The 12,135-nt window shown below is 63.6% G+C and carries 16 protein-coding genes; 14 read left to right on the top strand and 2 right to left on the bottom strand.

Annotated elements, in window-relative coordinates:
- Window positions 1-4 precede the first annotated feature (4 nt).
- From RTH74_RS21415 to RTH74_RS21400, 4 genes are all read left to right on the top strand, one after another.
- On the top strand, window positions 5-793 hold the full coding sequence (locus RTH74_RS21415) for a ParA family protein (protein WP_316915984.1): 789 nt from the start codon (window positions 5-7) through the stop codon (window positions 791-793).
- An 86-nt stretch (window positions 794-879) separates the two neighbouring features.
- Entirely contained in the window at window positions 880-1,683 is an 804-nt protein-coding gene (locus RTH74_RS21410) for a CheW domain-containing protein (RefSeq protein WP_179544586.1), read from the top strand.
- A gap of 95 nt (window positions 1,684-1,778) precedes the next feature.
- Window positions 1,779-2,258 carry a chemotaxis protein CheW gene (locus RTH74_RS21405; RefSeq protein WP_003243242.1) on the top strand — a complete coding sequence of 160 codons (480 nt, stop codon included), beginning with the start codon at window positions 1,779-1,781 and terminating at the stop codon, window positions 2,256-2,258.
- A 3-nt stretch (window positions 2,259-2,261) separates the two neighbouring features.
- A complete protein-coding gene (locus RTH74_RS21400; RefSeq protein WP_099523112.1) occupies window positions 2,262-2,675 on the top strand; it encodes a DUF2802 domain-containing protein in 414 nt (137 codons plus the stop codon).
- Between the two features lie 56 nt (window positions 2,676-2,731).
- Here RTH74_RS21400 and RTH74_RS21395 read toward each other — a convergent pair whose 3' ends face one another.
- A complete protein-coding gene (locus tag RTH74_RS21395; RefSeq protein ID WP_316915983.1) occupies window positions 2,732-3,082 on the bottom strand; it encodes an EscU/YscU/HrcU family type III secretion system export apparatus switch protein in 351 nt (116 codons plus the stop codon).
- Window positions 3,079-4,608 (bottom strand): flagellar hook-length control protein FliK, encoded by a 1,530-nt coding sequence (locus tag RTH74_RS21390; protein WP_316915982.1) that lies wholly within the window; start codon window positions 4,606-4,608, stop codon window positions 3,079-3,081. The genes RTH74_RS21395 and RTH74_RS21390 overlap by 4 nt, the downstream gene beginning before the upstream one ends.
- Before the next feature lie 204 nt (window positions 4,609-4,812).
- Here RTH74_RS21390 and ccmA point away from each other — a divergent pair, with 204 nt between their 5' ends.
- The 10 genes from ccmA to RTH74_RS21340 all read left to right on the top strand — a co-directional run bounded on the left by ccmA (window position 4,813) and on the right by RTH74_RS21340 (window position 12,126).
- Window positions 4,813-5,457 carry a cytochrome c biogenesis heme-transporting ATPase CcmA gene (gene ccmA / locus RTH74_RS21385; protein ID WP_316915981.1) on the top strand — a complete coding sequence of 215 codons (645 nt, stop codon included), beginning with the start codon at window positions 4,813-4,815 and terminating at the stop codon, window positions 5,455-5,457.
- Window positions 5,454-6,125, top strand: a complete 672-nt coding sequence (ccmB, locus tag RTH74_RS21380; RefSeq protein WP_037002833.1) for a heme exporter protein CcmB — start codon at window positions 5,454-5,456, stop codon at window positions 6,123-6,125. Before ccmA ends, ccmB begins: the two co-directional genes overlap by 4 nt.
- 65 nt (window positions 6,126-6,190) lie before the next feature.
- Complete coding sequence (locus RTH74_RS21375) at window positions 6,191-6,946, top strand: heme ABC transporter permease (protein WP_079783422.1); 756 nt, start codon at window positions 6,191-6,193, stop codon at window positions 6,944-6,946.
- Window positions 6,943-7,119 (top strand): heme exporter protein CcmD, encoded by a 177-nt coding sequence (gene ccmD / locus RTH74_RS21370; RefSeq protein WP_079783423.1) that lies wholly within the window; start codon window positions 6,943-6,945, stop codon window positions 7,117-7,119. The genes RTH74_RS21375 and ccmD overlap by 4 nt, the downstream gene beginning before the upstream one ends.
- Window positions 7,116-7,604 (top strand): cytochrome c maturation protein CcmE, encoded by a 489-nt coding sequence (gene ccmE, locus RTH74_RS21365; RefSeq protein WP_099523107.1) that lies wholly within the window; start codon window positions 7,116-7,118, stop codon window positions 7,602-7,604. Before ccmD ends, ccmE begins: the two co-directional genes overlap by 4 nt.
- The gene (locus RTH74_RS21360; protein ID WP_316915980.1) at window positions 7,601-9,574 is read left to right on the top strand and encodes a heme lyase CcmF/NrfE family subunit; all 1,974 of its coding nucleotides are present in this window, start codon (window positions 7,601-7,603) and stop codon (window positions 9,572-9,574) included. The genes ccmE and RTH74_RS21360 overlap by 4 nt, the downstream gene beginning before the upstream one ends.
- A complete protein-coding gene (locus RTH74_RS21355) occupies window positions 9,571-10,110 on the top strand; it encodes a DsbE family thiol:disulfide interchange protein (protein WP_316915979.1) in 540 nt (179 codons plus the stop codon). Before RTH74_RS21360 ends, RTH74_RS21355 begins: the two co-directional genes overlap by 4 nt.
- Window positions 10,107-10,595, top strand: a complete 489-nt coding sequence (locus tag RTH74_RS21350) for a cytochrome c-type biogenesis protein (protein ID WP_316915978.1) — start codon at window positions 10,107-10,109, stop codon at window positions 10,593-10,595. Before RTH74_RS21355 ends, RTH74_RS21350 begins: the two co-directional genes overlap by 4 nt.
- A complete protein-coding gene (gene ccmI / locus RTH74_RS21345; RefSeq protein WP_316915977.1) occupies window positions 10,592-11,803 on the top strand; it encodes a c-type cytochrome biogenesis protein CcmI in 1,212 nt (403 codons plus the stop codon). Before RTH74_RS21350 ends, ccmI begins: the two co-directional genes overlap by 4 nt.
- Window positions 11,800-12,126, top strand: a complete 327-nt coding sequence (locus RTH74_RS21340) for a hypothetical protein (protein WP_099523102.1) — start codon at window positions 11,800-11,802, stop codon at window positions 12,124-12,126. The genes ccmI and RTH74_RS21340 overlap by 4 nt, the downstream gene beginning before the upstream one ends.
- The last annotated feature ends 9 nt before the right edge of the window (window positions 12,127-12,135 follow it).

The raw sequence follows: 12,135 nt of genomic DNA, 5'->3' as shown, positions 1-12,135 counted from the left end.
GAAAATGAAAGTTTGGGCAGTAGCCAATCAGAAGGGCGGGGTCGGCAAGACCACCACCTCCATCGCCCTGGCAGGCCTGCTGGCCGATGCCGGCAAGCGTGTGGTCGTGGTCGATCTCGATCCGCATGGGTCGATGACCAGTTACTTCGGTCATGATCCCGATGCGCTGGAGCACAGTTGCTTCGATCTGTTCCTGCACCAGGGCAACGTGCCGCAGGGCTTGCCCAAGCAACTGCTGCACAGCACCAGTCACGAGAATATCGCCCTGTTGCCGTCGAGCACCGCGCTGGCCACGCTCGAGCGCCAGTCGCCAGGGCAGAATGGCCTGGGGCTGGTGATCGCCAAGAGCCTGGCGCAACTGTGGGAAGATTTCGATCACGCCATCATCGACAGCCCGCCCTTGCTCGGCGTGCTGATGGTCAATGCCCTGGCAGCCAGCCAGCAACTGGTGATTCCGGTGCAGACCGAGTTCCTCGCAGTGAAAGGTCTGGAGCGCATGATCACCACGCTGGCGATGATCAATCGTTCGCGCAAGCAGGCCTTGCCTTACACCATCGTGCCGACGCTGTTCGACCGCCGCACCCAGGCGTCCATGAGCACGCTGCGGGTACTGCGCAATACTTACCCTGAGCACCTGTGGCCGGCTTACATTCCGGTCGACACGCGCTTGCGTGATGCCAGCCGGGCAGGGCGCACGCCCTCGCAGTTCGATGCCGGCAGCCGTGGTGTGATCGCCTATCGTGCGCTGCTCAAGCATCTGTTGAGTCATCAGCCGGCGGCGCAGGTGGCTTGAAATGAGCGTCTGTGTTGAACTGCGACACTCAAGTCGGAGCATGCCGCGGCCGATAGGCTGTCAAGATCTTATTCCGGGTTCCAGTCATGAGTCGTAACCTCGCTACCGCTACGCGTTCCCAGCTGGCTCTGCAGTCCTACCTCGATGGGCTGCTGCAGGAAGCTGCCGCCGAACTGGAGATGTCCGTCAGCCTCGACGAGTTCGAGGCTGCAGTGCTCGAGGAGCAAGTGCGCGATGCGCGGTTGGTCGAGCCGGTAGTACTCGCTAGTGTGATCGAGCCGCAGGTGCAGGCGGACGTTGCGCCGGTTGAATTACTCGCGCCGATACAGGCTCCGGTCATCGATGAGGCGCCGCCAGTAGTTGCTCCCGCTGCCGAGCTGGCGCCGCAGCCGGCTGCGCTCCTGGCCGATGGTCGTCCTGCCTGGGCCGAGGAGCCGTTCGAATGCCTGCTGTTCGACGTTGCCGGGTTGACCCTGGCCGTGCCGCTGATTTGCCTGGGCTCGATCTATCCGCTCGAAGGCCAGGAACTGACGCCGCTGTTTGGTCAGCCGGACTGGTTCCTCGGCATCCTGCCGAGCCAGGCCGGTAACCTGAAGGTACTGGATACCGCCCGTTGGGTGATGCCGGACCGTTACCGAGAGGACTTCCGCGAAGGCCTGCAATACGTGATTTCGGTGCAGGGCTATGAGTGGGGGCTGTCGGTACACCAGGTTAGCCGTTCGATTCGCCTGGACCCCAGCGAGGTCAAGTGGCGCAGCCAGCGTACCCAGCGTCCCTGGTTGGCCGGTACGGTGATCGAGCACATGTGCGCGTTGCTCGACGTGGCGGCATTGGCCGAACTGATCGCCAGCGGTGGGGCGAAGCGCCTGAATGGCGGAAAACTGCATTGAGAATTGGTGGGCCTGTGCCAACGGGCTCTATAGTTGATGACAAGCGGGTCGACCCGCGCATGCCGCACTGAGCGGTTTTTGACGAGGCTAGGGACATGAAGAAAAGTTCTGCACAAGGTGCCGAAGATCCGATTCTGCAGTGGGTGACCTTTCGCCTGGACAACGAGACCTATGGCATCAACGTGATGCAGGTGCAGGAAGTCCTGCGTTACACCGAGATCGCTCCGGTACCGGGTGCGCCGAGCTACGTGCTGGGCATCATCAACCTGCGCGGTAATGTGGTCACCGTGATCGATACCCGCCAGCGTTTCGGCCTGGGTTCGGCGCCGGTCACCGACAACACCCGTATCGTCATCATCGAAGCGGACAAGCAAGTGGTCGGCATCCTGGTCGATAGCGTTGCCGAAGTGGTCTACCTGCGTCAGTCCGAGATCGAGACTGCACCGAACGTCGGCAACGACGAGTCGGCCAAGTTCATTCAGGGCGTGTGCAACAAGAACGGCGAACTGCTGATTCTGGTCGAACTGGACAAGATGATGTCCGAGGAAGAGTGGTCGGAGCTGGAGAGCATCTGAGCCATGTCCGAATTCGCCATGCTTGCCGCGGCCCTGGCCTTCGTGGCGCTGCTATGCGTGGCCCTGGGCATCGTCTGCAAAGGCCTGTACCGCAACCAGCAACGCCTGCTGGACGAACAGGCCAAGCGTGACGCCGTGCGCGATGCGCGGATCAGGGAACTGAGTAAGCGTCTCGACGCCTACCTGACCGGCAGCATTCGCATGGGCGAAGAGCTGCATGAGCTGCGCCGTGTGGTGGCGCCGCTGCCGGACAAGGTCAGCCAGATCGAGCAGCGCGATCCCAACAGTCTGTCCTTCACCCAGGCCGCTCGCCTGGTTGGCATGGGCGCCAGCGTCGACGATCTCACCCAGTCCTGCGGTCTCAGCACGGCTGAGGCCGAGCTGATCAGCCGGCTGCATCGACCCAAGAAAGCCTAAGCGCTGCGGCCGCGAAGTTTTCTGCCGGTCACTCAAGGCGTTCTGGCGGTTTCCCGTTAATCGGCAGTCGGCCCACTCAGGCGCGGCAGCGGCGGGGTGACGTCGCGCTCGCTTTCCTGTGCCGGTGTGAAACCCTCCGGTGTCTTGCCTTGCAGGTGCCAGGCGAAGGCGATGATCTCGGCAATGCAGCGATACAGCGCTTCCGGAATGGCATCGCCCAGTTCCAGGCGCGCCAGCAGACGCACCAACTCGGCATTTTCATAAATCGGTACTTCGTATTCGCGAGCGATGGCGAGGATGGCTTCGGCCAGTTCGTCATCACCCTTGGCGCTGAGTATCGGTGCGTTTTGCCCGTCATATTTGAGGGCGATGGCTTGGCGTGCTTCGGACTGCGGCTTGCGGCTCATGCGGTTTCGTCCACCCAGCGTTGTTCCAGCGAGGTTTTCGGTCCTTGCGGTGGCATGCCCTGGCTGCAGGCCAGTTCGCCGACTTCCAGGCCTGCGGCTAGCAGTCGCTCACGCAGGTTGCCCAGTTCGGCGGTGATCAGCGATGCGGTATCGGCGCGTTCGGCCCACAGTTGGCTGGAGAGGCTGCCGCGCAGTAATTGGGCGCGAACCTGCAGCGGGCCAAGATGATCGAGGTCAAAGGCCAGCTCCACGCGCCAGAGCGTTTCCTTCTGCTCCGCTTTCTCCGCCTTGCCACTGTCTTCGCGCTGCAGTTTGATCTGCAGTGGGATCACTTCCTGCTGGTGGCGCATGGGCAACTCCAGCTGCCAGGTGGTCAGCAGGTTACCGTTGGCATCCACCTGGGTTTGCGCCAGGCTCGATAGCTGGTGAGTCTGCAGACGTGAGACGGCCGCAGCGGCGAGCTTCAGCAGGGTTTCCAGGTCGGCTTCGCCATCCATGTTCTGTAGCAAGCGCGAGGGCAGGGGAAAGGTCAGCGCCTGTTGGCGTGCCGTTCCGGTAGCGCCTGCGCCGAGCAGTTGCCGAGCCAGGTTGGGCAGGTTCTGGTTCAGGGCGTTCTGCAGGCCGGCAAGGGGGCCGGAGACTCCTGGCAACTGCGGCATCAGTTGGGCGATCAGGCGCAGCAGGTTGGCCTTCAGGTCCTGCGGCAATGAGCCGGTCTGGCCCTGCAGCAGTTTGGCTTCGAGCAGCACACCACTGCCTTCGAGTGCCTGTGCCAGGCCTTTGGCGGTACTCAGCTGAGTGCTGTCGGGGAGGCCGGCAAGCAGCTTGTCGATACTGCCGCGCAGCGCTTCATCGCCGCCGCTCAGATTCTGCAGGCCCTTGAACAAGCCCTCCAGCGACGCCTGGCGATTCTGCTGGGCGGCCAGTTGCTGGTCCAGCACCAACTGATCGAGGCGGCCGCTGAGTGGCAGAAAGGCAAGACTCTGGCTGCCTTGTACCTGCGCGCTGAGCAAGCTGCCGAGCGGCAGATTCAAGGGGCTGTCGATGGCCAGCTTGTTGCCCGCTAGCGGAGTGTTGAGCAGGTTGACCACCAGGCGATAGATCGTCTGCGCATTCTGTGTCGGCAGCGGGGCGTTGCTGACGACCTTGCCCTGCACCAGCGTACCGGGTGGCAGTTGCTGCAGGTCGAGGCTGGTCAGCGGCTTGTCGCCGCCAGCCTGCAAGGCCAGCGCCAGGCGAGTGTCCGAAAGGGCGGTGACCACCAGCGCGCTGCCCTGGGCCAGTGGCCTGGGGCTTTCGGCTTGCAGAGTCGCCTGTTTGCCACCGGCGAGGGTCAGTTTGAGCAGCAGCTGGAAGCTTTGCGCCTGCTCGCGAATCGCCACGACTTCGGCCTTGGCGCTTTCGCCGGCCGCCAGCATGCCTTCCAGTGGTTGCAGCAGGCGCACGGCCATGTCTGCCGCCGTCGCAGTGTTGCGAATCACCGGCACGGAAGGGGGTAGTGGGCGTGGGCTGCTGATTTCGCTCATGGGCTCTCACGTATCTGATGGCGTACTGCTTCACGAGTACAGCCTACGGCTGATTTGCCTGCCACAGATTAACACCCTGTCGAAAATGCTGACTGCGGGGACAGTGGTGCGCCATGTATAATGCCGCCCCGCTGCGTATAGTAGTTCCGGCACGCGTCAGTATAGCGGCCGGAGCACCGTCGACTTTAACCCTGCCAGGTATCGATGACCCGTCCCGTTCCCCTTCTCGAAGCCGTGGCGCTCAGCTGTGAGCGGGACTGGCGCATGCTCTTCGAGCAGTTGCACTTCGCCCTGCAGCCGGGCGACATGTTGCAGATCAGCGGCCCCAACGGCAGCGGCAAGACCAGCTTGCTACGGCTGATCGCGGGCCTGCGTCAGCCGACCTCCGGTGACATCCTCCTGCAGGGCCAGGCCCTGGCCGAGCAGCGCAGCGAGTTGGCGCGCAACCTGCTGTGGATTGGCCATGCCGCCGGCATCAAGGGCCTGCTGAGCGCCGAAGAGAACCTGGCCTGGCTCTGCGCGCTGCATCGCCCGGCCAGTCGCGAGGCGATCTGGCAGGCGCTGGAAGCGGTCGGCCTGCGCGGTTTCGAGGACGTTCCCTGTCATACCCTGTCGGCCGGCCAACAGCGCCGTGTCGCGCTGGCACGCCTTTATTTGGCCGATACGCCCCCGCTGTGGGTGCTAGATGAGCCGTTCACCGCGCTGGACAAGAGTGGTGTGGCGCAACTCGAAGCGCATCTGGCTGCGCATTGCGAGCGCGGTGGCGTGGTGGTGCTGACCACTCACCACAGTCTGCAACGCATACCGGCGACCTATCGCGACCTGGATCTGGGGCAGTACGCCGCATGAGCAACGTTTTCACACAGCTGCTGTCGCGCGAAATGCGTCTGCTCGCTCGCCGCCCATCCGATCTGGCCAACCCGCTGGTGTTCTTCGCCATCGTCATCGCGCTGTTCCCGCTGGCGGTGGGACCAGAGACGCAATTGTTGCAAACCCTTTCCCCGGGCCTGGTCTGGGTCGCGGCGCTTTTGGCCGTGCTGCTCTCGCTGGACGGGCTTTTCCGCAGTGATTTCGAGGACGGCTCGCTCGAACAGTGGGTCCTTTCGTCGCACCCCCTGCCTCTTCTGGTGTTGGCCAAGGTGCTGGCACACTGGCTGTTCAGTGGGTTGGCGCTGGTGCTGCTGGCGCCCTTGCTGGCGCTGATGCTCGGCTTGCCCGGGCGTTGCCTTCCGGTGCTGCTGATTTCCCTGCTGCTCGGCACCCCGGTGCTGAGCCTGCTCGGTGCGGTGGGCGCGGCGCTCACCGTCGGTCTCAAGCGCGGCGGTCTGCTGCTGGCGCTGTTGATTCTGCCGCTGTACATCCCGGTGCTGATTCTTGGCAGCGGGGCGTTGCAGGCGGCCCTGCAAGGACTGCCGGCGACCGGCCATCTGTTATGGCTGGCCAGCCTCACTGCATTGGCGGTGACCCTGACACCTTTTGCGATTGCCGCCGGTCTGACCATCAGCGTCGGCGAATAACAACGAACCGTGATTGACCTCTGAACCGGGCAACCGCCGGATCAGGCCTGAATAATGAGTCGAGCATGAACTGGACGTGGTTTCACAAATGGGGTTCGCCCAAGTGGTTCTATGAGATGAGCGGCCGCTGGCTGCCCTGGCTCAGCATCGCTGCCGTGTTGCTGATCGCCGCTGGCCTGATCTGGGGCCTGGCGTTCGCGCCGCCTGATTACCAGCAGGGCAATAGCTTTCGCATCATCTACATCCACGTTCCTGCCGCCTTTCTCGCTCAGTCCATCTACGTGACCCTGGCTGTTGCTGGCCTGGTCGGCCTGGTCTGGAAGATGAAGCTGGCCGACGTCGCCGTGCAACAGGCTGCTCCCATCGGCGCCTGGATGACCGCTATTGCGCTGCTCACCGGCGCCATCTGGGGCAAACCGACCTGGGGCACCTATTGGGTGTGGGATGCGCGCCTGACCTCGATGCTGATCCTGCTATTCCTCTACTTCGGCGTGATCGCCCTAGGCAACGCCATCAGCAACCGCGACAGCGCCGCCAAGGCCTGCGCCGTGCTGGCCATCGTCGGTGTGGTCAACATTCCGATCATCAAGTACTCGGTGGAGTGGTGGAACTCGCTGCACCAGACCGCCACCTTCAAGATCACCGAAAAGCCGGCGATGCCGGTGGAAATGTGGCTGCCGCTGCTGCTGGCGGTGTTGGGTTTCTACTGTTTCTTCGGCGCGGTGCTGCTCTATCGCATGCGCCTGGAAGTGCTCAAACGCGAAGCGCGCAGCAGTTGGGTGAAAGCCGAAGTACAGGCACTGGTGGAGGGCAAGGCATGAGCTTTTCGTCCTTTTCCGAATTCCTTGCCATGGGTACCCATGGCCCCTACGTCTGGAGCGCCTACGGCATCAGCCTGGCGATCCTGGCGTTGAATGTGGTGCTGCCGATCCTGGCGCGCCGCCGTTACCTGCAAGACGAGGCGCGCCGTTTGCGCCGGGAGAAGTCGAAGTGAATCCGGTTCGCAAGAAACGCCTGTATATCGTTCTGGCCATCCTCTGCGGCGTCAGCATCGCCGTCGCGCTGGCGCTGACCGCGCTGCAGGAGAACATCAACCTGTTCTACACCCCGAGCCAGATCGCCAATGGCGAGGCGCCGGTCGATACCCGCATTCGTGCCGGCGGTCTGGTGGAAGAGGGCTCGGTGAAGCGTTCCGCCGACACCCTGGAAGTCGACTTCGTCGTCACCGACGGCGCGCACGGCGTGACCATTCGCTACCACGGCATCCTCCCGGATCTGTTCCGTGAAGGGCAGGGCATCGTCGCCTTGGGCCGGGTCAACGAACAAGGCGTGCTGGTAGCCGACGAGGTGCTGGCCAAGCACGACGAGAATTACATGCCGCCTGAAGTCATGCAGGCGCTGGAAAAGAGCGGAATGATGCAGAAGCACAATGAGGCCAAAGCCGCCAAACAGGGCTATCAGCAGGAGAGTGCACAATGATCCCCGAGCTCGGCCATCTGGCGATGATTCTGGCTCTGTGCCTGTGTCTGGTACAGGCGACGCTGCCGCTGATCGGTGCCTGGCGTGGTGACCACCAGTGGATGAGCCTGGCGCAGCCCGCCGCCTGGGGTCAGTTCGCCTTTCTGCTGTTCTCCTTCATCTGCCTGACCTATGCCTTCATGGTCGACGATTTTTCCGTCGCCTACGTGGCCAACAACTCCAACAGCGCGCTGCCCTGGTACTACAAGTTCAGCGCGGTATGGGGCGCACACGAAGGCTCCTTGCTGCTGTGGGCCTTGATCCTCGCGGGCTGGACCTTCGCTGTGGCGATCTTCTCGCGCCACCTGCCGGAAGAAATGCTTGCACGCGTGCTGGCGGTGATGGGCATGATCAGTGTCGGCTTCCTGCTGTTCCTGATCGTTACCTCCAACCCCTTCGAGCGCCTGCTGCCGAACTCACCGGCGGATGGCCGCGACCTCAACCCGCTGCTGCAGGACTTCGGCCTGATCGTGCATCCGCCGATGCTGTACATGGGCTATGTCGGTTTCTCGGTGGCTTTCGCCTTCGCTATCGCCGCCTTGCTTGGCGGCAAGCTGGACGCCGCCTGGGCGCGCTGGTCGCGTCCGTGGACCATCATCGCTTGGGCCTTCCTCGGCATCGGTATCGCCCTGGGCTCCTGGTGGGCCTACTACGAGCTTGGCTGGGGTGGCTGGTGGTTCTGGGACCCGGTAGAGAACGCGTCCTTCATGCCCTGGTTGGTGGGCACCGCGTTGATTCACTCCCTCGCCGTGACCGAGAAGCGCGGGGTGTTCAAGAGCTGGACCGTACTGCTGGCCATCGCCGCCTTCTCCCTGAGCTTGCTGGGTACCTTCCTGGTTCGCTCCGGCGTACTGACTTCGGTACACGCCTTTGCCACCGATCCGGAGCGCGGCGTGTTCATCCTCGCCTTCCTGCTGGTGGTGGTGGGCGGTTCGTTGGCGTTGTTCGCCGTGCGCGCGCCGGTGGTCAAGAGCCAGGTCGGCTTTGGCCTGTGGTCGCGTGAGACGCTGCTGCTGGTCAACAACATCGTGCTGGTGGTGTCGGCCGCGATGATTCTGCTCGGCACCCTATACCCGTTGGTGCTCGATGCGCTGACCGGCGCCAAGCTGTCGGTTGGCCCGCCATACTTCAACGCGTTGTTCCTGCCGCTGATGGCACTGCTGATGGCGGTGATCAGCGTTGGCGTACTGGTGCGCTGGAAGGATACCCCGCTGAAATGGCTGGGCAGCATGCTGGCGCCGGTACTGGTGGCCAGTGTGGTCCTGGCGGTCATCGCCACCTTCTTGCATGGTGATTTCCACTGGGTTGTACTGGCCGTCTGCCTGCTGGCCTTCTGGGTAATCCTCGCTGGCGTGCGTGACATCCTCGACAAGACGCGCCACAAGGGCCTGATCAAGGGTCTGCCGAGCCTGACCCGCAGCTACTGGGGAATGCAGATGGCGCACCTGGGTTTCGCTGTGTGCGCCCTGGGCGTGGTGCTCACCAGCCTCGGCAGCTACGAGCGCGATCTGCGTATGGCGCCGGGTGACTCCGTGGAGTTGGCTGGCTATCGCTTCCAGTTCGACGGCGCCGTGCATCACGAGGGCCCCAATTTCATTTCCGACAAGGGCACGGTGCGCGTATTCGACGGCGAGCGGCAGATTAAGGTGCTGCACCCGGAGAAGCGTCTGTACACCGTGCAGCAGGCGACCATGACCGAGGCGGGCATCGATGCTGGCTTCACTCGCGACCTGTTCGTCGCCCTCGGCGAGCCACTGGAGCAGGGCGCCTGGGCCGTACGCATTCACATCAAGCCGTTCGTCCGCTGGATTTGGTTGGGTGCGTTGCTGATGGGCTTCGGTGGCTTCCTCGCCGCGGCCGACAAGCGCTACCGGATCAAGGTCAGAACCCGCGTGCGTGAAGCCCTTGGCATGCAGGAGGCCAGCGCATGAGACGCCTGCTCCTGCTGTTGCCGCTGCTGGCCTTTCTGGCGATCGCCGTATTCCTCTACCGTGGCCTGTTCCTCGACCCGTCGGAGTTGCCGTCGGCACTGATCGGCAAGCCGTTCCCGGCTTTCAGCCTGCCGTCGCTGGACGATCCCGAGCGCACCCTCAGCGAGGCCGACATCAAGGGCCGGCCTGCGCTGGTCAACGTCTGGGCCACCTGGTGCCCAGCCTGCCGTCATGAGCATCCGGTGCTGAACAAGCTGGCCGAGGCTGGCGTGGTGATCCATGGGGTCAACTACAAGGATCAGCGCGAGCCGGCGCAGAAGTGGCTGCGCGACCTGCATAACCCCTACCAGCTCAATATCGAAGATGCCAAGGGCAGCCTCGGTCTGGATCTGGGCGTGTACGGCGCGCCGGAGACCTTCTTCGTCGATGCCAAGGGCATCATTCGCCACAAGTTCGTCGGCACCATCGACGAGCGCGTCTGGCGTGAGACGCTGGCGCCGATCTATCAGCAGTTGGTCGACGAGGCCCAGCCATGAGGCGCCTGTTGATTTCTGCCGGTCTGGCGCTTGGTCTGTTGGCCAGCGCGCATGCCGCCATCGATACCTTCGAGTTCGCCAACGAGGCCGAGCGCCAGCGTTATCGCAATCTGGTCGAAGAGCTGCGTTGCCCGAAGTGCCAGAACCAGAACATCGCCGATTCCGATGCGCCGATCGCCATGGACCTGCGCAATGAGATCTTCCGCATGCTCGAAGAGGGCAAGAGCAACGACGAGATCATCGATTTCCTGGTCTCGCGCTATGGCGATTTCGTGCTCTACAAACCGCCGCTGACCAGCCGCACGCTGCTGCTTTGGTATGGCCCGGCCGGCCTGCTGGTACTGGGGTTCGGCGTGCTCGGAGTGATCGTTCTGCGTCGCCGCAGCGAGCAGAAGAATCACCCAGCCGCTGGCCTCTCCGCCAATGAGCAGGCGCGCCTCGCCGCGTTGCTCGAACAAGCCTCTCAGGACAAGAAAGACCGATGATTGATTTCTGGTTGCCCGCCGGGCTGCTGTTGCTGACTGCCCTGGCGTTTCTGCTGATTCCGGTTCTGCGCATACGCAAGCTGCAGGCCGAAGAAGACCGTACTGCACTCAACGTCACCCTCTATCAGGAGCGCTTGCAGGAGCTGGAAACCCAGCGTCAGGCCGGCGTGCTCGATGACGCGCAAATGGAGACCGGTCGCGCCGAGGCGGCACGCGAGCTGCTCGATGACACCGAAGGCGTGCAGCGCCGCAGCAGCGTGCTCGGCGGCAAGATTCCGCTGGTTTCGGCGCTGTTGGTACCTGTGCTGGGCGTGGCCCTGTACCTGCATTGGGGCGCGGTCGATGAGGTTGTACAGACTCGCCAAATGGCCGCTGCGCAGCCGCAGAGCATCGAGGAAATGACTGCGCGCCTGGAACAGACTGTCCAGCAGCAGCCAGACTCCGCCGAGGCCTGGTACTTCCTCGGTCGCACCTACATGGCGCAGGAGCGCGCTGGCGATGCCGCCAAGGCGTTCGAGCGTGCCGTGGAGATTGCCGGGCGCGCCCCGGAACTGCTCGGCCAGTGGGCGCAGGCGTTGTACTTCGCTGAAGGCAAGCAGTGGAGCGAGCAGATGCAGGCGCTCACCGACGAAGCGCTGAAGGCCGACCCGCAAGAGGTCACCAGCCTGGGCCTGCTTGGTATCGCCGCCTATGAAAACCAGCGCTATGCTGATGCCGTGCGTTACTGGGAGCGTCTGGTCGCCGTGCTGCCGGAGCAGGACCCGTCGCGCGCGGCCATCGCCGGTGGTATCGAGCGCGCCCGTCAGCAGATGGGCGAGGGCGAGCAGCCCAGTGTGGCAGCAGCGCCGAGTGCCAAGGTGCATGCGCTGGAGGTCAGCGTGTCGCTGTCGCCCGAGGTGCAGCAGAACGTGCAGCCGGACGATGCCGTATTCGTCTTCGCCCGTGCACTCAGCGGCCCACCGATGCCGCTGGCAGTCAAACGCCTGAAGGTCTCCGACCTGCCGGTGCAGATCAGCCTATCCGACGTGGATGCAATGATGCCCGAACTGAAGATTTCCCGATTCGACCAGGTACAGCTGGTGGCGCGTGTATCCCGTGCGGGTAACGCCACCCAGGGCGAATGGACGGGCCAGACTGGCCCGGTTGCCAATACCGCCCGTGACGTTCAGGCGCTGCTGATCGACAGCCGCGACGGGCAGACCCAGTGAAGCGCCTGGCGCTGGCCTGCGCACTCGGGCTCGGTCTGAGTGGCTGCGTACTGCAGCAACCGAGCGCGCCGGTGGGGGAGCTGCCACCGGTACAGCAGCCATCGCACCCGCGCTACGCACCGCCGCCTGGGGTGAAGAGCCATTGGAATCCGGGCTTGGGCGTCTATGTGGTCGAAGGTGCGCGTGATCTCTACTACCGTGAGCGTGTGTTCTATCGCTGGGATGGCGGCTGGAGCTGGTCGTCGCAAGCCGGTGGGCCGTGGAAGGACACCGACAGCTCGGGCATTCCGCCCGGGTTGTTTCGCCAGTACCAGAACCGCTGATCCCGTAGG

Source organism: Pseudomonas sp. zfem001 (assembly GCF_032621725.1).
GTDB classification, from domain to species: Bacteria; Pseudomonadota; Gammaproteobacteria; order Pseudomonadales; family Pseudomonadaceae; genus Aquipseudomonas; species Aquipseudomonas sediminis.
The sequence above is the reverse complement of the archived record's forward strand: the minus strand, read 5'-3'. Positions and strand labels throughout refer to the sequence as shown.

Coding starts and splice junctions, on each gene's coding strand:
- RTH74_RS21415 (WP_316915984.1), top strand. CDS start 5: ATGAAAGTTTGGGCAGTAGCCAATCAGAAGGGCGGGGTCGGCAAGACC.
- RTH74_RS21410 (WP_179544586.1), top strand. CDS start 880: ATGAGTCGTAACCTCGCTACCGCTACGCGTTCCCAGCTGGCTCTGCAG.
- RTH74_RS21405 (WP_003243242.1), top strand. CDS start 1,779: ATGAAGAAAAGTTCTGCACAAGGTGCCGAAGATCCGATTCTGCAGTGG.
- RTH74_RS21400 (WP_099523112.1), top strand. CDS start 2,262: ATGTCCGAATTCGCCATGCTTGCCGCGGCCCTGGCCTTCGTGGCGCTG.
- RTH74_RS21395 (WP_316915983.1), bottom strand. CDS start 3,082: ATGAGCCGCAAGCCGCAGTCCGAAGCACGCCAAGCCATCGCCCTCAAA.
- RTH74_RS21390 (WP_316915982.1), bottom strand. CDS start 4,608: ATGAGCGAAATCAGCAGCCCACGCCCACTACCCCCTTCCGTGCCGGTG.
- ccmA (WP_316915981.1), top strand. CDS start 4,813: ATGACCCGTCCCGTTCCCCTTCTCGAAGCCGTGGCGCTCAGCTGTGAG.
- ccmB (WP_037002833.1), top strand. CDS start 5,454: ATGAGCAACGTTTTCACACAGCTGCTGTCGCGCGAAATGCGTCTGCTC.
- RTH74_RS21375 (WP_079783422.1), top strand. CDS start 6,191: ATGAACTGGACGTGGTTTCACAAATGGGGTTCGCCCAAGTGGTTCTAT.
- ccmD (WP_079783423.1), top strand. CDS start 6,943: ATGAGCTTTTCGTCCTTTTCCGAATTCCTTGCCATGGGTACCCATGGC.
- RTH74_RS21360 (WP_316915980.1), top strand. CDS start 7,601: ATGATCCCCGAGCTCGGCCATCTGGCGATGATTCTGGCTCTGTGCCTG.
- RTH74_RS21355 (WP_316915979.1), top strand. CDS start 9,571: ATGAGACGCCTGCTCCTGCTGTTGCCGCTGCTGGCCTTTCTGGCGATC.
- RTH74_RS21350 (WP_316915978.1), top strand. CDS start 10,107: ATGAGGCGCCTGTTGATTTCTGCCGGTCTGGCGCTTGGTCTGTTGGCC.
- ccmI (WP_316915977.1), top strand. CDS start 10,592: ATGATTGATTTCTGGTTGCCCGCCGGGCTGCTGTTGCTGACTGCCCTG.